Annotated in this window: 20 protein-coding genes and 2 pseudogenes; 11 read left to right on the top strand and 11 right to left on the bottom strand. The window is 69.6% G+C overall.

Annotation, left to right across the window (positions count from 1 at the left end; genetic code table 11):
* Window positions 1-11: 11 nt before the first annotated feature.
* From aztC to aztB, 3 genes are read right to left on the bottom strand one after another with little or no spacing between them, the layout of a single operon-like run.
* Window positions 12-989, bottom strand: coding sequence for a zinc ABC transporter substrate-binding protein AztC (aztC, locus tag RNL97_RS29550; RefSeq protein WP_243315946.1), 978 nt, complete (start codon window positions 987-989; stop codon window positions 12-14).
* Window positions 986-2,221 carry a hypothetical protein gene (locus RNL97_RS29545; protein ID WP_243315944.1) on the bottom strand — a complete coding sequence of 412 codons (1,236 nt, stop codon included), beginning with the start codon at window positions 2,219-2,221 and terminating at the stop codon, window positions 986-988. Before RNL97_RS29545 ends, aztC begins: the two co-directional genes overlap by 4 nt.
* A 21-nt stretch (window positions 2,222-2,242) precedes the next feature.
* Entirely contained in the window at window positions 2,243-3,103 is an 861-nt protein-coding gene (gene aztB / locus RNL97_RS29540) for a zinc ABC transporter permease AztB (protein ID WP_313751408.1), read from the bottom strand.
* A 15-nt stretch (window positions 3,104-3,118) separates the two neighbouring features.
* On the opposite strand from aztB, the gene aztA reads away from it, so the two are divergent.
* Window positions 3,119-3,862, top strand: coding sequence for a zinc ABC transporter ATP-binding protein AztA (gene aztA / locus RNL97_RS29535; RefSeq protein WP_313751407.1), 744 nt, complete (start codon window positions 3,119-3,121; stop codon window positions 3,860-3,862).
* 194 nt (window positions 3,863-4,056) lie between these two features.
* Here aztA and RNL97_RS33150 read toward each other — a convergent pair.
* A pseudogene (locus RNL97_RS33150) lies at window positions 4,057-4,238 on the bottom strand (IS5/IS1182 family transposase); the annotation flags it as partial.
* A 97-nt stretch (window positions 4,239-4,335) separates the two neighbouring features.
* Window positions 4,336-4,836, bottom strand: a complete 501-nt coding sequence (locus tag RNL97_RS29525; protein WP_243315941.1) for a cupin domain-containing protein — start codon at window positions 4,834-4,836, stop codon at window positions 4,336-4,338.
* Between the two features lie 941 nt (window positions 4,837-5,777).
* Here RNL97_RS29525 and RNL97_RS29520 point away from each other — a divergent pair.
* Genes RNL97_RS29520 through RNL97_RS29510 form a run of 3 tightly spaced genes read left to right on the top strand, consistent with a single transcriptional unit; the run spans window position 5,778 to window position 8,101 of the window.
* Window positions 5,778-6,755 (top strand): DUF6192 family protein, encoded by a 978-nt coding sequence (locus tag RNL97_RS29520; protein WP_398867037.1) that lies wholly within the window; start codon window positions 5,778-5,780, stop codon window positions 6,753-6,755.
* Between the two features lie 3 nt (window positions 6,756-6,758).
* Window positions 6,759-7,187: a hypothetical protein gene (locus RNL97_RS29515; protein ID WP_030584736.1), complete on the top strand. Its 429-nt coding sequence runs from the start codon at window positions 6,759-6,761 to the stop codon at window positions 7,185-7,187.
* A 59-nt stretch (window positions 7,188-7,246) separates the two neighbouring features.
* On the top strand, window positions 7,247-8,101 hold the full coding sequence (locus RNL97_RS29510; protein ID WP_030584739.1) for an IS5 family transposase: 855 nt from the start codon (window positions 7,247-7,249) through the stop codon (window positions 8,099-8,101).
* Window positions 8,102-8,276: 175 nt separating this feature from the next.
* Here the strand turns inward: RNL97_RS29510 and RNL97_RS29505 are convergent, their stop codons facing one another.
* The 4 genes and pseudogenes from RNL97_RS29505 to RNL97_RS29490 all read right to left on the bottom strand — a co-directional run.
* The gene (locus RNL97_RS29505; RefSeq protein WP_030584741.1) at window positions 8,277-8,858 is read right to left on the bottom strand and encodes a TetR/AcrR family transcriptional regulator; all 582 of its coding nucleotides are present in this window, start codon (window positions 8,856-8,858) and stop codon (window positions 8,277-8,279) included.
* A gap of 62 nt (window positions 8,859-8,920) precedes the next feature.
* On the bottom strand, window positions 8,921-9,637 hold the full coding sequence (locus RNL97_RS29500) for an ABC transporter ATP-binding protein (RefSeq protein WP_030584744.1): 717 nt from the start codon (window positions 9,635-9,637) through the stop codon (window positions 8,921-8,923).
* The gene (locus RNL97_RS29495; RefSeq protein ID WP_313751406.1) at window positions 9,634-10,761 is read right to left on the bottom strand and encodes an ABC transporter permease; all 1,128 of its coding nucleotides are present in this window, start codon (window positions 10,759-10,761) and stop codon (window positions 9,634-9,636) included. Before RNL97_RS29495 ends, RNL97_RS29500 begins: the two co-directional genes overlap by 4 nt.
* Window positions 10,762-11,197: 436 nt before the next feature.
* Window positions 11,198-11,495 (bottom strand): annotated as a pseudogene (locus RNL97_RS29490) (site-specific integrase); the annotation flags it as partial.
* A 424-nt stretch (window positions 11,496-11,919) separates the two neighbouring features.
* On the opposite strand from RNL97_RS29490, the gene RNL97_RS29485 reads away from it, so the two are divergent.
* Window positions 11,920-12,147 carry a hypothetical protein gene (locus RNL97_RS29485; protein WP_030584754.1) on the top strand — a complete coding sequence of 76 codons (228 nt, stop codon included), beginning with the start codon at window positions 11,920-11,922 and terminating at the stop codon, window positions 12,145-12,147.
* 311 nt (window positions 12,148-12,458) lie between these two features.
* On the opposite strand, the gene RNL97_RS29480 is transcribed toward RNL97_RS29485, so the two are convergent.
* Complete coding sequence (locus RNL97_RS29480) at window positions 12,459-12,785, bottom strand: zinc-binding dehydrogenase (RefSeq protein ID WP_313751405.1); 327 nt, start codon at window positions 12,783-12,785, stop codon at window positions 12,459-12,461.
* Window positions 12,786-13,078: 293 nt separating this feature from the next.
* Between RNL97_RS29480 and RNL97_RS29475 the strand changes: the two genes are divergently transcribed.
* The 6 genes from RNL97_RS29475 to RNL97_RS29450 all read left to right on the top strand — a co-directional run bounded on the left by RNL97_RS29475 (window position 13,079) and on the right by RNL97_RS29450 (window position 19,134).
* Window positions 13,079-13,561 carry an acyl-CoA-like ligand-binding transcription factor gene (locus RNL97_RS29475; protein ID WP_313751404.1) on the top strand — a complete coding sequence of 161 codons (483 nt, stop codon included), beginning with the start codon at window positions 13,079-13,081 and terminating at the stop codon, window positions 13,559-13,561.
* Between the two features lie 312 nt (window positions 13,562-13,873).
* A complete protein-coding gene (locus RNL97_RS29470; protein ID WP_050500080.1) occupies window positions 13,874-14,584 on the top strand; it encodes a YtxH domain-containing protein in 711 nt (236 codons plus the stop codon).
* 13 nt (window positions 14,585-14,597) lie between these two features.
* Window positions 14,598-15,050, top strand: a complete 453-nt coding sequence (locus tag RNL97_RS29465) for a phage holin family protein (RefSeq protein ID WP_030584765.1) — start codon at window positions 14,598-14,600, stop codon at window positions 15,048-15,050.
* Complete coding sequence (locus RNL97_RS29460) at window positions 15,026-15,667, top strand: DUF3618 domain-containing protein (RefSeq protein WP_030584768.1); 642 nt, start codon at window positions 15,026-15,028, stop codon at window positions 15,665-15,667. Before RNL97_RS29465 ends, RNL97_RS29460 begins: the two co-directional genes overlap by 25 nt.
* 160 nt (window positions 15,668-15,827) lie before the next feature.
* Window positions 15,828-16,877: a YihY/virulence factor BrkB family protein gene (locus RNL97_RS29455; protein ID WP_030584771.1), complete on the top strand. Its 1,050-nt coding sequence runs from the start codon at window positions 15,828-15,830 to the stop codon at window positions 16,875-16,877.
* 727 nt (window positions 16,878-17,604) lie between these two features.
* A complete protein-coding gene (locus RNL97_RS29450; protein WP_030584774.1) occupies window positions 17,605-19,134 on the top strand; it encodes a carboxylesterase/lipase family protein in 1,530 nt (509 codons plus the stop codon).
* 194 nt (window positions 19,135-19,328) lie between these two features.
* Here the strand turns inward: RNL97_RS29450 and RNL97_RS29445 are convergent, their stop codons facing one another.
* Window positions 19,329-20,600 (bottom strand): preATP grasp domain-containing protein, encoded by a 1,272-nt coding sequence (locus RNL97_RS29445; RefSeq protein WP_030584776.1) that lies wholly within the window; start codon window positions 20,598-20,600, stop codon window positions 19,329-19,331.
* Window positions 20,601-20,673 lie beyond the last annotated feature (73 nt).

The following is a 20,673-nucleotide window of genomic DNA, read 5'->3' as shown; positions in this document are numbered from 1 at the left end:
GGATCTGGTGGTCAGTCGCCGGTCAGGCCGGTGACCATGGCGGTGGTGTTGGCGCGCATCATCCGCAGATAGGTGTCGGCGCCCGCATCCTTGGCGGTGAGGGACTCCGAGTGGAGTTCGACGACGCGAACCCCGCCGCCCATCTCCGCCCGCAGTACCTCGGCGAGCCGTTTGGGCTGGGAGGAGTCGGCGAAGACGGTGCGTACCCCGGCCCTCTCCATCGCCTGGGTGAGGGAGCGCAGGTCCGAGGAGCTGGGTGAGGCCAGGGTGGTGCCGCTGGGGATGACCGCGCCGATCACCTCGAAGCCGAAACGGTCGGCGAGGTAGCCGAAGACGTGGTGGTTGGTGACCAGGGCCCGGTGGTCCGCGGGGACTCGGCCGAAGGACTTCTCCATCCAGGTGGTGAGGTCGGCGAGGTGCTGCGCGTAGCGTTCGGCGTTGGCCCGTACCGTGCCGGGGTCCACGCCCGTGACGTGCTCGATGACCTGGTCGGCTATCAGGCCGGTGACCTTGTGCACACGGTCGGGGTCGGTCCAGAAGTGCGGGTCGGACTGTCCTTCCTCGCCCTCGGGGCCGCCGTTGTCGGCGGTGTGGAAGGTGAGCGGGTCGGCCGCCTCGCCGGCCGCGAAGGTGGCGACACCGGACTCGCGGGCGGCGTCCACGTGCCGCAGGACGTTTTCCTCCAGACCCAGGCCGTTGTAGACGACCAGGTCGGCCTGTTCCAGCTCGGCGGCCTGAACGGCCGACAGTCCGAAGGAGTGCGGATCGGCGTTGGGCTTCATCAGGACGGTGACGTCGGCCTCGTCGCCGACTATCTCGCGGGTGACGTCACCGAGGATGTTGGTCGTGACGACGATGTTGGGCCGGTCGTCGTCGGTGGTGCAGGCGGTGGCGGACATCGCTGTCACGAGGGCGAGGAGGCCCGCGATCAGGTGTCGGGGGCGAGTGGTGCCCACCCTCGCTCGACGCTTCGCCGCGGTTCGGCTCATCGACCGGCCTCCACCATGAGGACCGGCCTGACGTCCAGGTCGAAGGAGCGCGCGATGCGCAGGCCGTCGTTGTAGTCGATCTCGAACACCCTCTTGCCCTCGGGGTCGTTGACATAGGCGCGGCTGCGGTCGACCTCGATGACGGGTGCGTTGCCGTCGGAGTCGCCCTGTTTTCCTGGTGTCAGCAACGGCTTGGTCCGTGCGGTCTGCTTTCCGGTCGCGATGTCATAGCCGTGTAGGGAGCCGTCGGTCTCCAGGACGAGCAGGGGGGATCCCTCTCCGGCCGTGTTGGCCGCGACGACGGCCCCGGTCTCCACCCGCTTCCAGGTCCGCTCGGCGACGTCCAGGACCCAGACGGCCTCTTCTCCGGCCAGGGCGGTGAGGGTGTCGCTGCCGGGACGATGACGGAAGGTGGTGGCGCGTTCCTGCGCCGGGACGTGCTTTCCGTACGGGATCTTCTCGGCAGTGAAGGCACCGTCCTGCGCACGCACGAGCAGGGCGCCGTCGGCACAGCCGAGAATCACGCCGCGCCGGGTGACCGCGTCTCCTCGGGGGGCTTCGCACGTCACGTCCGGGGAAGCCACGCGTTCGCCCTTGCGGTCGAGGACGACGAGTTCCGTGGCGCCGCCCTTGTTCGCGAAGGCGAGCAGGTGTTCCTCGTACGGCACGACCGCACCGGTGTAAGTGCCGCGCAGCGTCCGGGGAGTTGCGATCTCCCCCTTCTCCAGCTTGCTGCGGTCGTAGAGGACGGGGCGGCCGTTCTCGTCGGTCACCGCGGTGACGGCGACATCACTGCGTATCTGCGCTTGGCTGCCCGCAGGTATCTCACCCACGTCCCGCGTCGACGCGCTGTAGTAGTGGACGTGGTCGCCGTGGTCCACCATCCACGCGCCGCTGTCGAGCACATGGGTGCCACCGGCCGCATGGAGGTAGCCGAACCTGCCGTCCATGCCCACCCGCACGGCATCCTTCACCTCGGCCGTCCTGTGCACCTTGCCGGTGACGAGATCGAGGACTCTGGTGTTCCCGCTGTCGGGGTCGTTCAGGAGGAGCCGGGACTGCTGCTCGGCGGCCTCCTTCGCTCCCTCGACGTACCCGTGCGGAGTGGCGGACGGGGTTTTCGCCTCGGGTCGTCCGGCGCTGGGCTCCTCCCCCGCGCAACTCGTGGTGAACAGCGCGGTGAGCACCAGTGCGGCCGATGCCCACGGAGTGACGTTTCTGCGGACGGTCATGATGATCGCCTCTGGCTTCTTTCAGTTGACTTCGAGTAGGGGTGCCGTGGAGTGGATCTGCCGCGTACGACGGTCACGCAGGCCGGACAGCACGTGGGAGACGAAGAACAGGCTCACCGCGAGGGCCGCGACGGTCGCGCCGGCTGCGGTGCTCAGGTGCCAGGACAGCAGCAGGCCGCCCAAGGTGGCCAAGGTGCCGAGCAGTGCGGCGAGCGCCATGACGCCGCGCACGGAGCGGGCCCAGGGCAGAGCGGCCGCCGGCGGTGCGATGAGGAGTCCGAGGACGAGCAGTGTTCCCACGATGTGGAACGAGGCGACGATCGCCAGGCCGAGCAGGCCGAGCAGCACAGCGTGGGCCAGGCGCGGCCGCAGTCCCAGGGTGTGGGCCTTGCGAGAGTCGAACGCCAGGGCCAGGAAGGCGCGGTGGCCGAAGACCGACACCGCCAGCGCCACGAGCAACGCCGCCGCGAGCACGAGGAGATCCTGCTGCCTGACGGCGAGGACGTCACCGAAGAGGAAGCCGGTCAGGTCGACCGCGAAGGACTGCGAGCGCGACACGATGATCACGCCGAGCGAGAGCATGCCGACGAACAGCAGCCCGATGCCGGTGTCCTGCGACAGCCTCGGCGTACGGCCCAGCGCGGTGACGCCTGCTGTCATGACGGCGGCGCTGACCACCGCCCCCACCATCAGATTGCCCCCGAGGAGCGCGGCGACCGCGACGCCCGGCAGCAGCCCGTGGGACATGGCGTCACCGAGAAAGGCCATCCCCCTCAGCACCACCCAGGTGCCCGCCAGCGCACAGATAGTGGACACCAGCATCCCGCCCCACAGGGCCCGCTGCACGAAAGTCACCTCGAACGGGACCGTCAACCATTCCATGCCCCGGACACTACAATGAAAATCATGTTCAACACACCAGACCTCTCGCCCACCCCGCCCCTCGGCCGGACCACCTCCCTCCGCTTCTCGGAACTGTGCGCCGGCTATCCAGGGCGCCCCGTGCTCCACCAAGTCAGCGGAGAAATAACGGGGTTGACCACGACAGCCCTCGTCGGCCCGAACGGCAGCGGCAAGTCGACCCTGCTCGGCGTACTCGCCGGTGTGATCAAACCAACATCCGGCGGCCTCCTCCGCACCAGTGACCGCCCGCCCGCCTTCGTGCCGCAGCGCGGGGCGGTCGGTGACACTCTCCCGCTCACCGTTCGGCAGACCGTGGAAATGGGACGCTGGGGCGAGCGTGGTCCGTGGCGACGGCTGACCGCACGGGATCACGCGACCGTGGACGCGATGCTCGACCGGCTCGGCATCGGCGACCTCGCCTCACGCCAACTGGGCGAGCTCTCCGGCGGACAACGGCAACGCGCGCTCATCGCCCAGGGTCTGGCGCAGGAGTCGGACCTACTGCTCCTCGACGAGCCGACCACCGGCCTGGATCCGGAGGCGAGGGACCGGATCGGGGCACTGTTGACGACGCTCGTAGCCGACGGGGTGACAATCGTCCAGGCCACACACGACCTTGAGGTCGCGCGCACGGCGGACGCCTGCCTGCTGCTCCAGGACGGCCGCCTCGCCGGACAGGGACGTCCTGACCAGGTCCTCACCACGTCGTCGCTGACGCGTATCTGGCAAACGCTCTGAGGAGCCCGGCGCACGCAACCGCGACGGCCATGGCGGCGCGGCCGAGCGGTGCGTAGGGCCCAGGTGTTCGACCCGCACAGCCAGCAGGTCGAGTCCCGCCCGCCCGCCTGTCCGACGGGCATTCACGCCGGACGCGCAGGCCATGGCGCGCGTGACATTGCGACCGCCGGCCGTCGGCTGCCCGGGGAGGGGTGCTGGGTGACGTCGTTGCGGTTGCCGCCGGTCTGGGTGACGGCGAGCGAGATGCCGGTGGCATCAGTGATCAAGTGGCGTTTGCTGCCCGTCCCGCCCCGGTCGACAGGGCTTCGTCCCGGGTTGGAGCCCCTTTTGACGCTCTGGCGTGGGAGCCGTCGACCGCTGCCAGGGAGACATCAAGGGCATCCTCACTGATCCTCACTGGGGAGCTTGGCCAAGAACTCTTTTCGAAGCGGTCCAACCACCCCGAAGATCATTTCGTTAGGAGTTCCAGACCGTCACGGTGCGGCGGGCCGGCAGTAGCGGCGGATCAGTTCTGCCTGGTCGGGAAAGCGCTCCAAGAGGTCGCCTTCCTGACCGAGTGCCATGTCGGCGTAGTCGAAGCCGGGTGCCACGGCTTCGCTGATCAGGCCGTGGTCCCCCTGGGTGAGGTGGGACGCCTTCCAGACTCCGCCAGGGACGGCGAGCGTGAGGAGCTGACCCCGGCGAGGGTCCTGGCCCAGCACGGCGGTGTGGTGGCGGCCGTCGGGGTACAGGAGGTGGTACGTGATCGCTTCGCCGTGGTGGTGGAAGTGCAGGATGTCCGACTGGTTGAGATGCCAGTGGCCTACGGGCGACCAGCGCGTCAGCAGGTAGTGGATCGACGTCAGTGTGTACCGGTCGCCCGCGGGGGTGGGGATGCGTGGGCGGTGATCTGCCTGGAACGTCCGGCGGAAGTACCCGCCCTCCACGTGCTCCTCCAGGCCGAGCGCCTGAATCCACTGCTCAGCGGTGATCATGCAGTCCTCCTCCTCCGGACAGCCGCTCCCCGAAAGACTCGACTGCGCGATCGTCCTCAGTTGGTGGATCGCGTGCGGGCGAGGGCGGGGGGCGGGAACTATCCCGGGTGCTCACACCACCGATGCTACGAGCAACGTGGCGGCCCGTCCCGGAGAGTCGTGGTCACCTACGCCGACCGCACCCGCACCACCCGCAGCCTCACCGAACCAACAGCGCACACCCCCGCCTTCGCCCTGCGCGCGGAACGCCTCCCCTCCGCCTGGAACACCGTCCACCAACTCACTCTCGACCAGCGCGACGACAGGCTCCGCCGCCTGGCCGAGCGGTATGGGGACATCCAGCTGGCGACGCTGGAGCCGACGGCTCCGACGTCCGAAGCCTGGTTCTACGGGCAGCGGCTGCCCAACCGCGATGCCCGCCGGGTCCTGGTGGCCCGGTTCAGGCACAGCATCGATCAGTTATGGGCTCCAGCTCCCGAGGCCGCTGTCGCATCACAAGGCGGTGCTCTCGGCCATGAGGGCGCCGATTCGGGGTGCTGCTGCGTATCAGCAGGTCCACGGCACGGTCAGCTGTCGCTGGAGGCCCGCGCCGCGGCGCTCCCAGGTTCCGCGAGCACGTCCAACGCGGCGGCCAATGGAACGACTCCATCACCCACTCCATCCTCGGCCACGGATACGCCGCCACAGTCGCAGGATGATCGCTCGCTGTCTCGGGTCGTCTCAGCCTGCTCCTGCAGATCCGCCACAGTGAACCGAGCAGCGCCGCGTCTGCCGCCCTGCGCTGGGGCAGCGTCGCCAGGCGGTCGCTGCGGACCCGGAGGGCGACCGGCGACCAGTCCGGAAGCAGCCGGTGGGCGTCGCCCCCTGCCGGAGGTCAGTTCAACGGCGCGAGCCCCAGCGCCCTTCAGGTCACATGACCCGGGCAGCCCGGCGCACCATCAGTGCCTGTGTCTGAACCTCGGTTTTGGGTAGCTTTGCCTCCTAGGCTGACCGGGTGTCCGAGGGCATCGGGGAAGTCTCGAGACGGTTCTGTGGGGGCTGCGGGGAGCCGCTGTCCTCGGAGGCTCCGGCTCGTACGAGATAAGGACCGCCGGGTCGCTGGGGTGTCCTTCACCGTCCACCGCATCTTCGCCAGCATCACCGACGAGGAGGAGCGGTTCGCGACGATCCTGACCCCGCCGAAGGGTAAGTCCCGGTGGACTCCGGACGAGGCCAACCGACGGGCAGGCCGTCAGGTCGTCAAGCCGGTCACCCTGCAGGAGAAGGTCTCCGCGATCCACAGCCTGGCGGCTGATGAGGAGGTCGCAGCCACCGTCACCGGCGACTTGCTGCGGCGGCCGACCGTGGTCGCCCAGGTCAGGAAGGAGGACAAGGTCCGGGCTGTTGGCGAACTGACCCGCGACGAGGGTGTCGCCGCGACGGTGACCGGCGACCTGTTGCGGCGCCCGGCGGTGGTCGCCCAGGTCAAGCAGGCCGACCGCGTCGGGGTGGTCGAGGAACTCACCCGGGACGAACAGGTCGCGGCCGAGGTCACCACCGGCCTGCTCCGCAGGCCCGACGTCGCGTTCAAGGCGATGTCGGACGACACCGCCCGCCACCAGGTCAACCACGCCCAGGTCGAGCGCGGCCGCCAGGCCCGCGAGCACTTCGAGGACACCAGCCCCGCCGCCGAGACGGTCCGCAACATCGACCGGTCGGTCGAGTTCCTCGACCTGGTCACCGCCTGCCACGCGTTCGTCGCCGCCTCGGGACGGGTTGTCCCCGGCCTGCGAGACCGCCAGCTCAGCAACGACGAGAAGGTCCTGGTCCACGAGAACGTCGCCCGCGTCCGGGCCACGCTCGACTGGATCGAGATCGCGGTCGACACCGGCAAGGTCGACGTCGACGGCGAGCTGGCCCGCCTGCTGCAAGGTGAATAGCCAGTGCCCCGTGCTTCCGCGCGCAGACCACCGGCCGCCCAGCGCCATGCTGACAGCATCCGCTTCGTCCTCTTCGAGGCCCGCCCCGCCGGATTGACCTTCGCCCAGCTGGTCAGATCCAGCGAACTCTCCCCCCACCAGGCCCGGTCCGGGCTGGCCTGCCTGCGCGACATCATCGCCGAGCAGGGCTGGCCGCCCCTGATCTGGACCCGCGCCGACGGTTACCAGTTCTGCTCCGACACCACCGAGCTCCAGGCATACGAGGTCGCGGTCATCCGCGCCAAGCTCACCGAGATCCGCCGGTTCATCACCGGCGTCGTCATCCCCCACGCAACCCTCCAGCCGAAAGGACGGTGGATCAAACACCTCAACACCCAGCTCAGCAGCGTCGAATCGACGCTCGACGTCATCGCTGACTACATCGACGCCTGACCGGTGGTCCTGGCCGCGAAGCGGCCAGGACCACCCCATCGCCCACTGGAGGGGCCACGTTGCCGCGCAGACGGTGCTACCCCTCCGACACCTTCGACGACGAGTGGGCGCTGATCGAACCGCTGCTGCCTGTCCCGGCCTGCGACACCCCCACCGGCGGCCGGCCGGAGAAGCACCCGCGGCGCGAGATCGTCGACGCGATCCGCTATGTCGTGGACACCGGCTGCAAATGGCGAGCCCTCCCGCGCGACTTCCCACCCTGGCGCACGTGTTACGGATTCATGGCCCGATGGGCGGCCGCTGGCGTCGTCGGACAGATCCGTGACCAGCTCCGCAAGCGCATCCGCCGCGACCTCGGCCGGTCGCCCGGAGCGGTCGCGACCGTGATCGACTCCCAGTCGGTCAAGGCCGCCGAGACCGTCGGCCGTGACTCCCGTGGCTATGACGGCGCGAAGAAAATCAACGGACGCAAGCGCCACCTCGTGGTCGACACCAAGGGTCTGCCGCTGTTCGTCATGGTCACCCCGGCCGACATGACCGACCGCGACGCCGCGAAGGAAGTCCTCTTCCGCCTGCGGCTGATGCACCCTGAGATCACGATCGCCTGGGCCGACTCGGGCTATGCCGGACAGCTCGTGACCTGGGCCGAGAAGTATCTCGGACTCACGCTGAAAACGGTGAGCCGGCCGAAGAACACCCCTGGGTTCGTGATCCTGCCCCGCCGCTGGGTCGTCGAGCGGTCCCTCGCCTGGATCATGCACGCGCGCCGCCACGCGAGAGACTACGAGCGGTTGATTCAGCATTCGGAATCGCTGATCACTTGGGCCGCAATCACGCTTACGACCAGGCGAATCACCCGCCGGTCATCCCGCCGCGGCGGCCAACCCGACTCCCGCGAAGCCCACCGGGACTGATCCAGACGGCGTTGCCGGTCAGCAACGCCACCCTCACTCGTCCAACGACTGGCTCTTCGACCACATTCTCACGCAGGCCCGGCTCACCGCGGGCGAACCGGACATCCAGTTGCCCGCCGCCCGGGCCTCACCTGATCCTGTTCGAATCCTAACCTGCGAGGAACACGCCGGACCTTTAAGCACAGGCGCTGAGGCAGCGGCGTACGAGGGTGAGGGTGCGCTGTGTGACCGTATCGAGGGGGGTGCCGTTCTCGACGGCGGCCAGGGCGGTGTGCAGCATTCCGGCGATGAGGTCGGCCGTGAGCGCGGGCTCAGGAGCGCCAAGCTCCCGGACGGCGGCGCGGAACGGTTCGACCTGGTCCAGGTGGAGTTCCATCAGCCTCTGCTGGCAGGCGGGAGGAAGGCCGGCGTTCATGAGGGCGACGGCGGGCCGGTGTGCGCCTTCGGCGCCCAGGCGGAGGCTTTCCCCGAAGAACGCCTCGACGCGTTCCAGTGGGCCTTTCGCAGTGGCCATGGCGCGGGTGAGTGCCTCGTTGGAGCGTCGGAAGGCTTCCTCCGTGATGGTGGCCAGGAGGGCTGGCGAGGAGTCGAAGTACTGGTAGACGCTGGAGCGGGCCAGGCCCGCGCGGGCGCCGACCGCCGCCGGTGTGACGGCGGCGGCGCCCTCGTTGACCAGAATGTCGATCGCCGCCCCGATCAGCGCCTCGCGTTGCTGGGCGCGGTGCTCGGCGACGGTGGAGGCGTTGATCTTCGGCATGGGGGGCGGGCTCCTGTAAGGGTGGACAGGGCCGGGAATGCGGCGCCGGTTGGCGGCCCCCGTCAGGACAGGCGGCCGTCGACCATCTCGTACACCCGGTCGGCAGCGTCCATTATCGCCGTGTCGTGGGTGACCATGACCGTGGCCGTGCCGCGCTCGTGGGTCTGCTCGGCGATCAGCCGCACCGCCTCGGCGGACCGTACCCGGTCCAGTGCCGAGGTGGGTTCGTCCACCAGCAGGACGGCGGGGGAGGTCATCAGGGCGCGGGCCAGGCCCGCGCGCTGGCGCTCGCCGCCCGACAGCTGATGCGGACGGGAGCCGGCGCGGTGGGTCAGTCCGACGGCTTCGATGAGTTCGTCTGCACGGGCCCGGGCAGTGGTGTCGAGGCGTCCGTCGATGTGCAGGGGCAGCAGGAGCTGTTCCCTCACAGTGAGGGAGGCCAGCAGGTTCGACTGCTGGAAGACGAAGCCGATGTGGCGGCGGCGGGCGGCGGTGCGTTCCTTGTCCGAAAGGGCGGTCAGCTCGGTGCCGGCGATGTGCACGGTGCCCGAGGTGGGCCGCTGGAGGCCGCCGGCGACGGCGAGGAGGCTGGACTTGCCGGATCCGGAGGGGCCGACGACAGCGACGAACTCGCCGGGGGCAACGGTCAGGCCGACGTGGTCGAGGGCGGTGACGGCGGTATCGCCGTCGCCGAGGGTGAGGGTGACGTCGTCCAGGCGCAGCCCGCCGGAGCGGTCGGTGTCCGCGGCGGCCTGGTGGTCGGGGGCGGGTGTGGTCATCGGGTGGCTCCCAGAGCGATCAGGGGGTCGACGGCGGTGATGCGGCGGACAGCGACGCCAGCGCCCACGGTCCCGAGGACGATGAGGAGGCCGGAGGAGGTGGCGATGGCCGGTGCGGAGAGGGAGAAGGGGGCCTTGCCGATCATCGCGCTGCCCAGGGCCAGGCCGACGGCGGTGCCGAGGGCCGTGGCTGCGACGAGCACGGCGACGACCTGGGTGAGCGCGTCGCGCAGGATGTACCCGGTCGGGGCGCCCAGCGCCTTCATCAGGGCAATCTCGGGCTTGCGCTGGACGGTCCAGACGGTGAAGAACGCGCCGACGACCAGGGCGGAGATGACGTACAGGAACCCCTTGATCAGGGCCATGGTGCTCGACTCGGCCTCGTAGCCGGGGGACGCGTTGAACGTGGCCTCCTTGGTCTCGGCGAGGGTTCCGGTTGCCTTTTCGACCACGGCGACGTCGGCGCCCGGCTTCAGGGTCAGGGCGACGGCGGTGGCCTGGCGGCTCGCGGCATCGGGCAGGTCGCCGGGCAGGCCGTAGTGCAGATGCCGCCACGTGTCGAGGTCTGTGTAGACGACGCCGATGTGGCCATAGGAGACGGTCTCGTCGACCAGTCCCACGACCGCCAGCCGCACCTCGCTCTTGTCCGCGGTCAGCACGTCGCCGATCTCCACGCCCAGGTCGGCGGTCTCCTGGGTGATCACGATGCCTGCACTGCCCTCCTTCAGGCCCTTACCCGTGCTGGGGCTGGGCGCCAGAGGGGAGTCCGGTGTCATGCCGAAGACGGCGAGATTGACCTGCTCCCCCTTCTTGGCGCCCTGGGTCACCTGGGCATTGGCCAGGGTGTTCCCGAACGGCTCGGCGCGCTCCACGCCCGGAGCCCTGGACCATGTCTGCCAGTCCTCCTGCTCCACGGTCGAGCGGGAGAACTGCTCGCTGGTCGCCTTCTCGTCGAAGGCCAGGTGGGTTACGGGCAGCGCGCGCAGGCCGGATATGCCGGCGTCCGCCAGACCGGAGGCAAGCCCGGACAGGAGGACACCGAGTACGGCGATGAGCGCGACCACCGCGCCCATCATGGCGAAGCGACCGCGGGCGAAGCGCAGATCGCGTAGGGCAAGGAACACGGAGCTCTCCGAGCGATGAAGGGAATGAGGACACGACAGACTGGCCACGTCGCCGCTTTACCTAAACTTGACGACGCAGCTGTCGGCATCTTATCGGATGTTGCCGACGCGCCCGTCGGCATGTTGTGTCGCGTACGTCGGCCGGATCCTCCCCACCCGACCACCCCTGTGCGGGTGTGGCCTGTCTTCGCCTGGGGTTTGTACCGGGTCCGCCGACCGGCCGGATCGCTCACAAGGCCCGGCCACCGAGCTGTTGATCATGACGTCGGAGCGGGCTGAGAAAACCGCCGTCACGGCCCGGGAATCGGCGGATCGCCGTCGCGGAGAGTTCCTTCTCGCCGGACCGCGGCGTCAAGAGAACAGCACCGACGCCGCCTCGTGCAGTCGGCGCCTGACCAGGCCGCGGGCATGCTGCGGGTGAGGTCCTGCTCAGCGGTCAGCGACGGCTGCCGGCGGGAGCGAGCAGACTGGTGAGCTCGGCGATTGCCTCTGGGGGCGGCTTGAATAGCGCCGGACGTTCTCCGGTTCGCCATCAGCATCAGTAACGACGCGCCCTGCTCGCCGAGGTGGGTCAGGGAGGAGTGGCGGCACTCGCGCAGAACCCAGCGCGTTCCAGGTCCACGTACGGCGGTGTGCTCGTCCAGCAGGGCGCGGGCCTGCCCGTACGACAGCCGGGCGAACCCGGTGTCCGGGTCGGGCATCGGCGGGCTGGCAACCTTGCCTGGCCCCAGCCGCCCACCAGGGCGGACGGAGGCTCAGTGCACGATCTGACGCCGATGTTCCTCAGACCACGTTCCCCTGCGGCAGGACTCCCGGCTCACTCCTCCACGTCCGCGAGGCTCCGCACCGAAGATCCGGTCACCTCAAGCTGCCCGCGAAACGGACCCAGCCGCCCCTGTTCGAATCCTGACCTGCGAAGAATCCGGCTGGAGGTTCAGACACAGGCACTCACGGTTCTTGGAGCTCGTACCCGGCATGGCGGCCGCGTACGAACTACTCGCCGCGGACACCTGGGCACTGGACCCGTAGTCCGGGCGGGGGCGCAGGCAGCCGATCAGGTTCTTTGTCTGGATTCTCTGCGTGCCGCGTGTGCCGTCGATCGGTGTTGTGGTCAGGGTGGCTTTGCACGCATACGCCTATGACACAAGGAGAGCGTTCATGATCCGTCGTATCGCGATCACCCTGGCAGCTGTCGCTGCGGCCGGTTTCGTCGCCGCGGCCCCGGCTTCCGCGAACGACTGGGACGGTCACGCCGGCGGCCACGCGGGCATCGAGGCCGGCTGGGCCAGCGGCGAGTACCAGAACCTCGGCGGCCCGTACGGGATCACCACCGTCAAGGGACAGGCAGCCTACTTCGACGCGGAGCGCGGCTGGGTCGTCCGCTGACCCCGCAACCTGGCGCACACAACTGCATAGTTCCCGATGAGAGTGAAGGGCTTGCGCCATTGCGGCACAGGCCCTTCGCTCATGCCCCCGACGAACAGCGCCGGCCGCCGGAGCACGCTTCGCGGGATGGTGCCGTGCACGTCCTTTGACCAACATCCCATGCCCGGGTGCGGTGACGGCGGGCGGTCGCCATCGGTCGAGGCGGTGGCAGCGAAGCGGAGCAGTGGGGACCCTGGTCGGGAACGGGTGCGGTCACCGTGTGGTCATCGGGGTGTGTGGACTCCTTTGGCCTGACCTCGCCAGCAAGGTGCTCACACGACAAGCACGAGTTTGCCGCCGGGGCGGCGGGACTGGCTGAGCTTGGCCGCTTCCTGGATCTGGTCGAGGGTGTAGGTGCGGGCAACCGGTACGACCAGGATGCCTTCTCCGGCGAGTCCGGCGAACTCGTTCATCCGGTCGTAGCGGATCTCGGTAGTGATGCGGACGCCCAGTTCGGCTGCGGCGGCGAAGTCCGAGACGGTGAGGACGCGGTCGGGATCCCCGGTCAGCTCGATCAGGGGCGGTAGCGAGCCGCCGGCCGGGCTGGGCTGGTCGGCGCGGTCGATCCGGCCCCCCGGTCGGCGCCGCGTCGAGGGCACGATCGATGTGGCCTCCGGACAGTGCCCTGACACGTTCGGCCATGCCCTCGCCGTAGGCGGCCACCTGGACGCCGATCTCATCCAGAGCTGCTGCCCGGGTCTGCCCGGCGGTGGCGATCACCCGAATACCCCGGTGCAGCGCGAAGCGCACCGCCGCCTCACCCACGGTGGAGCCCGCACCGTGGACGAGCAGCAGCTCACCCGGCTGAACGCCGAGGTCGTCGAGCGCGCGCCACGCCGCCTCGGCCGCCATCGGCAGCGCGGCGGCCTGCTCGGCGGATACGCCTTCGGGAATGCGTGCCCAGGCCGGCATCAGCGCGTACTCGGCGGCGCCGGCCGTCGGGCCGTCGAAGGTGGCCGGGCCGAACTTCGCCGGCAACGAACTCGAGGCCCACCTCGTCGACCAGGTCGATGCAGCCGACCCGGGCCTCACGCCGATCGAGGTGCTGCTGGCCGCGCTGGGAACCGCGGAGGAGATCTTCCGCCCACGCGAGTTCCTGCGGCGCCGGGGAAGAGTGATCGCCGCCAACCCGGCACTGGCCGAGCGCGATCTGATCAAGCTCGCAGGCATCGCCGACGTGCTGGCAGCGGCGCTCGAACGCCGCGGCGTCGAGCCCGGAAAAGCACGCTTCATCATCGACGTGGTGCTGGCGATCCACCGGCGCGCCATGCCCCGCTGGCTGGCCGAGCCGGACACCACCCTCGCTCAGCTCATGGCTCAGGCCGCCGCCGAGCTGCGCGAAGTGGTCGCGCCGCCAGCTCCGACGATCGGCTGAGTCGGCCGCAAACATGCCTCGCAGGTAAGCGTAGATCCGGCTGGCCGGGGAGCGGCCTTACCTCAGTGCGGCTTCCTGGTCCATCTGGTGGGTTCCTTGAGAGAGCGCCGTCGGCAGTGACTGCGTCGAGCCGCTGGCTGACGGTGCCGGCGCCAACTGGACCAGTGCAGCAGCTTGGTCGTGGTGGTGGCCGGCGGAGCGAGAAGGCGATCACGTGTCCCCTATCGCATCTTTTCACTACCTTTGTAACCATTGAGGAGACGTCTTTGGGGATGACCCGCCTCCCAATGCAGGGCCGATCGAGGAGGAGCTTTGAGCGACTTCGAGAGTTTGAGCCGTCCGGACAGTGGAACGACGACGACAGCGGCGCAGACCGCACGGGACAAGGCGAGCGAAAGTGCCGATCTGGTCACCGACAAGGCCGGTGATGTGGCAGGGACCGCCAAGGAACAGACAGCCGATGTGGCGGGTGAGGCTACGGCACGAGCCCAGGACCTCGTGAGCGAGCTGCGAAGCCAGCTGGAGGAACAGGCGCGCTCGCAGACCCAGCGTCTGGCAGGCAACGTACGGCGGCTGGCCGACGATCTGCACGACATGAGCCGCCACAGCGACAGCGACTCCTCCGCCGCGAGCGCGGTAAGGCAGATAGCGGACCGCGGCCACCAGGCCGCCTCCCGATTGGAAGACAGGGGTCCAGGGGGGCTCCTCAGCGATCTGCAGGACTTCGCACGTCGTCGTCCCGGGGCCTTCCTGGCGGGCGCGGCGCTCGCCGGCTTCGCCACCGCCCGGCTCGCCAAGGGCGCCAAGTCCGGAGACGGAGGAGAGGGGCCTGCGAGCACGAGGGAGGACAGTAAGGTCCGAAACGCGCCGCGGATCGGTACGGGCCGTGAGGCGTCGCGAGCCCCGGGCGCCGACCCCCGTCCGGCACCGCCCTCGCCCAGCCCCACTCCGTCCTACGGCGGAGACCCAGCACGGGGGCCGGCCCCGGTGAGCGACCCGTATCCGGATCCGCAGCAGCGGTAGGGGAGGTCGAGCCGTGGTCACACCATTTTCGGAACACACCACTGCCCCATCGGACGCCCAGGCCGCCGGCTCCACCCGCGCACCGTCGGCGGACCCCTCCATCGGAGAGCTGGTCGGCGAGATCAGCGAAGACCTCACACAGTTGGTGCGCGAGGAGGTCGCTCTCGCCAAGGCCGAGGCCAAGGAAAGTGCGACCCGGGCGGGCAAGGCAGCTGGCCTGCTCGCCGGCTCCGGGTACGCCGGTCACCTGGTGGTGCTGATGGGCAGCCTGGCGGCCGTCTTCGGACTCGCGCACGTGGTCGACCTGGCCTGGGCCGCGCTCATCGTGACCGGGTTCTGGGCACTCCTGGCGGCTCTTCTCTTCGTGGTGGGCCGCAGGCGCCTCAAGGCCGTCAGCGCGAAACCCGAACGCACTGTCGAAACGCTGAAGGAGGACGCGCGATGGGCACGCAACCCGACGAGCTGAAGTCCGACGTGGAACACACCCGCGCCCACCTCGCTCACAACGTGGACCGCCTAGCGGACAAGGTCACCCCGGGCAAGGTCGCCCGGCGCAAAGCGGCCGCCACACAACAGCGGATCACCCGCGTGAAGGAGCGTGTGATGGGCACGGCGAGCGACACCACAGCCGCAGGTACACAAGGCGTCGCGGACACTGCGCAGCAGGCGGGCGAGGTTGCCAAGAACACCGCCGACCAAGTGGGCCGATCCGTACGCCAGGCACCCGACCGCATCACGCAACAGACGCAGGGCAGCCCCGTCGCGGCGGGCATCATCGCCTTCGGCGCCGGCATGCTCGCAGCCGCGTTGCTTCCCACCACGGACGCCGAGGAACGCGTCGGCGCGCATCTGCGCGATCACTCCGACGAACTCCTCGAGCCCGTGAAGCAGACCGCCCAGGGCATCGCGCAGGACGTCAAGGAGGAAATGCGCGAGCCTGCCGTGGAAGCCGTGGAAGCGGTTAAGAGCTCGGCACAGGACGCGGTACAGACCACCAAGCAGAAAGCACAGGACGCCGGGCAAGAGGCGGGGACGGGGTTGCGGGAGGCCGGCCAGGAAGCCGCCCGCGAAGCCGGAAGATGATTCGGCCGTTCCTCATACCGGCCCGAGCGCAAGAAGCGTTCGGCAAAGACGCGGCCCCTCCTTCCTTCCGGGGCCTCGCCTGCCGGGTCTCTCCTCCGGTCGGCGGCATGGACCGGCCGTGAGGTCGCTGGCCGTACACCGCTGAGGTTGTGTGATTCCCATGGCGAACGAACATCACGATCCAGAGCGCCCGGGCCCGGAGAGGGCCCGGCCGGGCGTCGGTTCACGTGCGCAGGCAGACACCACCCCGCCCGCATCGCCGGCGAAGCTCGGCAAGGGGTCGTGGGGCGCGGTACTGAAGCGCACGTTGAGCGAGTTCAAGCGGGACGAGCTGGCCGACCGGGCCGCAGCGCTGACGTACTACGGCATCCTGGCCCTGTTCCCGGCCCTGCTGGTCCTGGTCTCCCTGCTCGGCATCGCGGGCAAGGAGACCACGCAGACCGTCCTGGACAACATGCAGAAACTCGCCCCGGGCGCGGCTCGTGACGTCCTCACGAACGCGGTGACCCAGTTGCAGTCCAGCAGCGGGACCGGCTGGGTGATGGCCATCGTGGGTCTGCTGGCCGCGCTGTGGTCCGCCTCCGGGTACGTCGCCGCGTTCATCCGCACCTCGAACGCCGTGTACGACGTGCCCGAGGGCCGCCCGGCCTGGAAGGTGCTCCCGGTCCGCGTCGGCCTGACGCTCGCGTTGATGGTGCTGGCCTGTGTGAGCGCGCTGATCGTCGTGCTCTCGGGCGGGATCGCCCGTCAGATCGGCACCGCTCTGGGGGTCGGTGACACGGCCATGACCGTTTGGTCGATCGCCAAATGGCCCGTCCTGGTGTTGCTGGTGACCATCATGCTGGCGCTCCTGTACTGGGCGGCGCCGAACGCCAAGGGCCGGGGCTTCAAGTTCGTGTCGCTGGGCAGCCTGCTGGCGCTGCTGATCTGGATGGCGGCATCAGCCGCCTTCGCCTTCTACGTGGCCAACTTCGGTTCGTACAACAAGACCTACGGCGCTCTGGCAGGCGTGATCATCTTCCTGGTCTGGCTGTGGATCACGAACCTGGCGATCTTGCTCGGTCTGGAGTTCGACGCGGAAATGGCCCGTGAGCGAGCCGTCATCAGCGGCCACCCTCAGACGGAGGAGCCGTACGTCGCCCCCCGCGACACCCGCAAGTGGACAGACGAGGACCGCAGAGCCATGGGCGACACCGGCCCCGACAGATAGGACGGCGCGGGTGCCCTCCTTGCCCGCCTCGGCACCGGGCGGAACGACGGACGGATGACGTGGGGACGCATCACCGACCTGTCGGGCACCGACATCGCTCCGGTTCAAGGGAATACGGCCCCTCTGTCCCTCAGTCGGCCGACGATCGACCGCTCCGGAAGTCGGCTCGCTGGTTTCCGCCCGGGCCGCAGCCGAGGTCACACGCGCTGCGCACGTGCGCCGCACCTCCCTTCCGTACGGTCCGACCGATGGCGAACGCCCTCGCACCCGCGGGCCCCCCGCTTGCCCGCCGTCCCGTACCCACACGCTGATCTCCACGGCGCCGTCGTTGATCTCCGGGGCCTCTGCCACCGGCTCGGCGCCGACGGAGGCCGCAGCCCAAAGACGGTGAAGAAGTGGGAGCGCGAGCAGCTCGCTGATCGGCGCGCCGCACTCGACGAGGCCGAGCGCCGAACCGCGCAGCGACGATCATGGTCGCCGGGTCAACGGCTGGGGATTTTCCTGGGGCGTCGATGAGGCTCGCGCTCATTCTGGGGTCGAAGCCGCCTGCGCAGCCCTCTCTGGACCATCAGGATCCGTTGCCGGGATGTCCACTCCGGAGGGTCCGCCGCGCGACCCGCGTCGGATCCTCCCATGGCAGGTGTGACAGGTTCCGGAAAACAGGTTGCCCGCCTGTGGAAGGAGTAATGAGGATGGCCGGGAAAGATCAACAGCTTTGCGAGGAACCATGCACATCACCGTCCCCACCACGGCAGGCCGCGTACGCGGACGACTCGAGGGACAGATCTCGGTGTTCAAAGGCATCCGATACGCGGCACCACCGTTCGGACCGCGACGGCTGAGGCCCCCTGAGGCACCGCAGCCGTGGACAGGTGTGCGCGACGCGCTCGTCCCCGGGCCTTCAGCACCACAGCCCGGGTATCTGCCGGTCATGGCCGGGTTGCTGGAAGAAGCCGTCAACCCGGGCGAGGACTGTCTCCATCTCAACGTGTGGACGCCTGCGCCGAGCCGCAGCCAGGGGCGGCTCCCGGTCATGGTCTGGATCCACGGGGGTGCCTTCCGTAACGGTTCCGGTTCCCTTGCCGCCTATGACGGTGCGCGGCTCGCCGCCGACGGTGTCGTGTGCGTCACGCTCAACTACCGGCTGGGTGCGGAAGGGTTCCTGCTGTTGCCCGATGGCACCTCCAACCTCGGTCTGCTGGACCAGATTGCCGCGCTGGAATGGGTCCAGGACAACATCGGCGCCTTCGGCGGCGACCCGGACAACGTCACCGTCTTCGGCCAGTCCGCCGGGGCCATCAGCATCACCGCGCTCATGACCATGCCCCGGGCCCGCGGGTTGTTCCACCGTGCGATCACGCAGAGCGGTGCCGGACATCACACCCATACCGAGGATGTCGCCCGGCGCCTCACCGATCGGCTGGCCGCTCTCGCCGGTGCCGAGCCGACCCGCGAGAGTCTGGCCGCCTTGCCGCCCCATCGGCTCATCGCCGCCAACGACGCTCTGGGCCGGGAGATCGCACAGGCTGCCGATCCCGGGGAGTGGGGCGAATCCGCGGGCGGCGGCACCACCGTGCTGCCCGTCGTGGACGGAGCCACGCTCCCCGAGCGCCCGATCGACGCCCTCTCCGGCGGGATCGGCTGTGAGATCGACCTGCTCACCGGCACGACCAGCGACGAGTTCCGCCTCTTCCTCGTGCCGCTGGGGATTGCCCCGCGCATCACGGACGAAGTCCTGCACGGTTTCCTGGCCGGTCTCGGTCTCGACGCCGACAAGGCTCACAGCGTCTACGCGGCCGCTCACCCTGGCGCGACACCGGGCGATCTGCTGTCCGCGGCCATGACCGACCACGCATATCGGATCCCTGCCCTACGGGTGGCCGAGGCGCGTGCCGCCCACGGCGCGGACACCTTCGTGTACGAGTTCGCACGCTCCTCACCTGCTCTGGACGGTGCCCTGGGCGCGTGCCACATGGCGGAGATCGGCTTCGTTTTCGGTCACCTCGACGACCCGCATGCCGGCCCCGACGCGCCGCAGCACCTCTCCGACCAGATGCGCGAGGCATGGATCTCTTTCGCCGGGACCGGCCGCCCCGGCCCTTCCACCCCTGGCGCGATGCCGTCCTGGCCCGCCTACTCCGGGCTCCGGTCCGTCATGCGCCTGGGCGAGGGTGCGCCCACCGTGCTCACGGACCCGTCACCGGACGAGCGTCTGCTCTGGCAGAACCTGCGCGATGCCGTCATCACTGGCACCTGACCACGGCCCGTGCCTCACGCGCCTCATCGATGACGGGTACATCGGAGAAGCGAAGTGACCGGCTTACCCGGAGCCGGCGAGCAGGCCCGCCGCCATGCCCGCGCGGGTCGCGCTCTCCTTGCTCAGCCTTGGCGCGTGCGACCTCCTCGCGCCCGTAGGACCGGTCGCCCCGTAGGCCACCCCGGGCATCCGGCCTAGAGTTCCTCACGCCCGAAAGCTGCGGCCAGCCGGACCTCGAGTTCGGCGAGCCGCGTGTGGGTGCGGGCCAGGGCCGCGTACCGCCAGTTCCGACCATCGAGGGGGCGGTCGGCGTAGAGGAGCACGCCTTCGGAGCTGCCGGGCTGGAAGTCCAGCCCGGCTTCGGTCAGGCGCCTGTCCGCATCGCCGAAGGAGACCGGTGCGACGGCGGTGGCCGTGCCGGTGGACCAGGCCGAGCTGCCCGCGCTGGTCAGGCGGCTCACCATGGCGTGGGCTGTGGTGGTGGCGGTGCGTCGTACGTTGCACTCCAGTGCGTACAGCGTGCCGTCCTGCGAGCACACCAGATCGAGGCTGTACGGCCCGCGATAGCCTTCAGCGGCCAGATGACCTCCCAGCGCTCGGGTCCAGTCTGTCAGCTCCTCGCGAGCCCTGGCGGGCAGACCTTCCAAGGGTGAGCAGTATCCGGCGAAGGAGCCGCCGCTCATGCGCATCTCGCCGTCGTACGCCACCTCCGCCCGGGTAGCTGTGGCGTGTCCCTGGGCGCTGACGGCGCGGGTGTGCTCCACGTACTCTTCCACCACCCACCGGCTTTCAGGGAGCGGCGGGGGCGACGGCGGCGACGGGGCGCCGCGGCTGACGAAGTGCAGGCCGTGGCCGCCGGCGGAGCGGTCCGTCTTGAGAACCACCCGTGGGTGCGAGGCCAACAGTTCGTCCGTCACCTGGCCGAGTTCCGCACCGGTGCATGCCCGGCCGTGCGGCAGGCGCAGCCCGAGGGACCGAGCGACCGCACGGAACCCCGACTTCGTGTTCATGGCAGCGACCGCCCGCAAGGTGCCGGTACTCGGGACGCCTGTTTCGTACGGGACGACGGGGATGCGCAAGTCCGCAGCGAGGACGGCGGACGCTTCGTCCAACGCGGTCGGGAGCAACCGGGCGGCCGGGCGCTCGGCGACGAGAGTGCGTAGAGGCTCCAGCAGACCGTGTTCGGCCAGCGCCTGGGCCATCGGCAGGTGCGACGTGTCGGGCACGGTGATGATGTCCACCGAGTTCTCCGGCACGCCGAGCCGGTGGAAGACGTAGCGTCGGAAGGCCGCGCTGAGAGGGACGGGGGTGATCAGCACGTCGCCGGGGCGGGTGAGCCACAGCTTACGGGGAGCCTGCTCCGCCCACTGGCGCAGGACGGATTCCTCGGCGAGGTCGACTGCCAGCGGGGATACGAAGTTGGCCAGGATGACAAGTGTGCCCGGACCTTCGTGCCCGCTGATCACAGTGCTTCGCCTTCCGCCTCACGTGGCCACGGCCCGTCGGCCCCCGGCAAGGTGCCCGGAGCCGACGGGCAGG

The organism is Streptomyces parvus, from assembly GCF_032121415.1.
GTDB lineage: Bacteria > Actinomycetota > Actinomycetes > Streptomycetales > Streptomycetaceae > Streptomyces > Streptomyces globisporus_A.
The sequence above is the reverse complement of the archived record's forward strand: the minus strand, read 5'-3'. Positions and strand labels throughout refer to the sequence as shown.

What these genes read in the sequence shown, in the direction of transcription:
- aztC (WP_243315946.1), bottom strand. Translation starts at nt 989, where the DNA reads ATGAGCCGAACCGCGGCGAAGCGTCGAGCGAGGGTGGGCACCACTCGC.
- RNL97_RS29545 (WP_243315944.1), bottom strand. Translation starts at nt 2,221, where the DNA reads ATGACCGTCCGCAGAAACGTCACTCCGTGGGCATCGGCCGCACTGGTG.
- aztB (WP_313751408.1), bottom strand. Translation starts at nt 3,103, where the DNA reads ATGGAATGGTTGACGGTCCCGTTCGAGGTGACTTTCGTGCAGCGGGCC.
- aztA (WP_313751407.1), top strand. Translation starts at nt 3,119, where the DNA reads ATGAAAATCATGTTCAACACACCAGACCTCTCGCCCACCCCGCCCCTC.
- RNL97_RS29525 (WP_243315941.1), bottom strand. Translation starts at nt 4,836, where the DNA reads ATGATCACCGCTGAGCAGTGGATTCAGGCGCTCGGCCTGGAGGAGCAC.
- RNL97_RS29505 (WP_030584741.1), bottom strand. Translation starts at nt 8,858, where the DNA reads ATGCCGAAGATCAACGCCTCCACCGTCGCCGAGCACCGCGCCCAGCAA.
- RNL97_RS29500 (WP_030584744.1), bottom strand. Translation starts at nt 9,637, where the DNA reads ATGACCACACCCGCCCCCGACCACCAGGCCGCCGCGGACACCGACCGC.
- RNL97_RS29485 (WP_030584754.1), top strand. Translation starts at nt 11,920, where the DNA reads ATGATCCGTCGTATCGCGATCACCCTGGCAGCTGTCGCTGCGGCCGGT.
- RNL97_RS29475 (WP_313751404.1), top strand. Translation starts at nt 13,079, where the DNA reads ATGCGTGCCCAGGCCGGCATCAGCGCGTACTCGGCGGCGCCGGCCGTC.
- RNL97_RS29460 (WP_030584768.1), top strand. Translation starts at nt 15,026, where the DNA reads ATGGGCACGCAACCCGACGAGCTGAAGTCCGACGTGGAACACACCCGC.
- RNL97_RS29455 (WP_030584771.1), top strand. Translation starts at nt 15,828, where the DNA reads ATGGCGAACGAACATCACGATCCAGAGCGCCCGGGCCCGGAGAGGGCC.
- RNL97_RS29450 (WP_030584774.1), top strand. Translation starts at nt 17,605, where the DNA reads ATGCACATCACCGTCCCCACCACGGCAGGCCGCGTACGCGGACGACTC.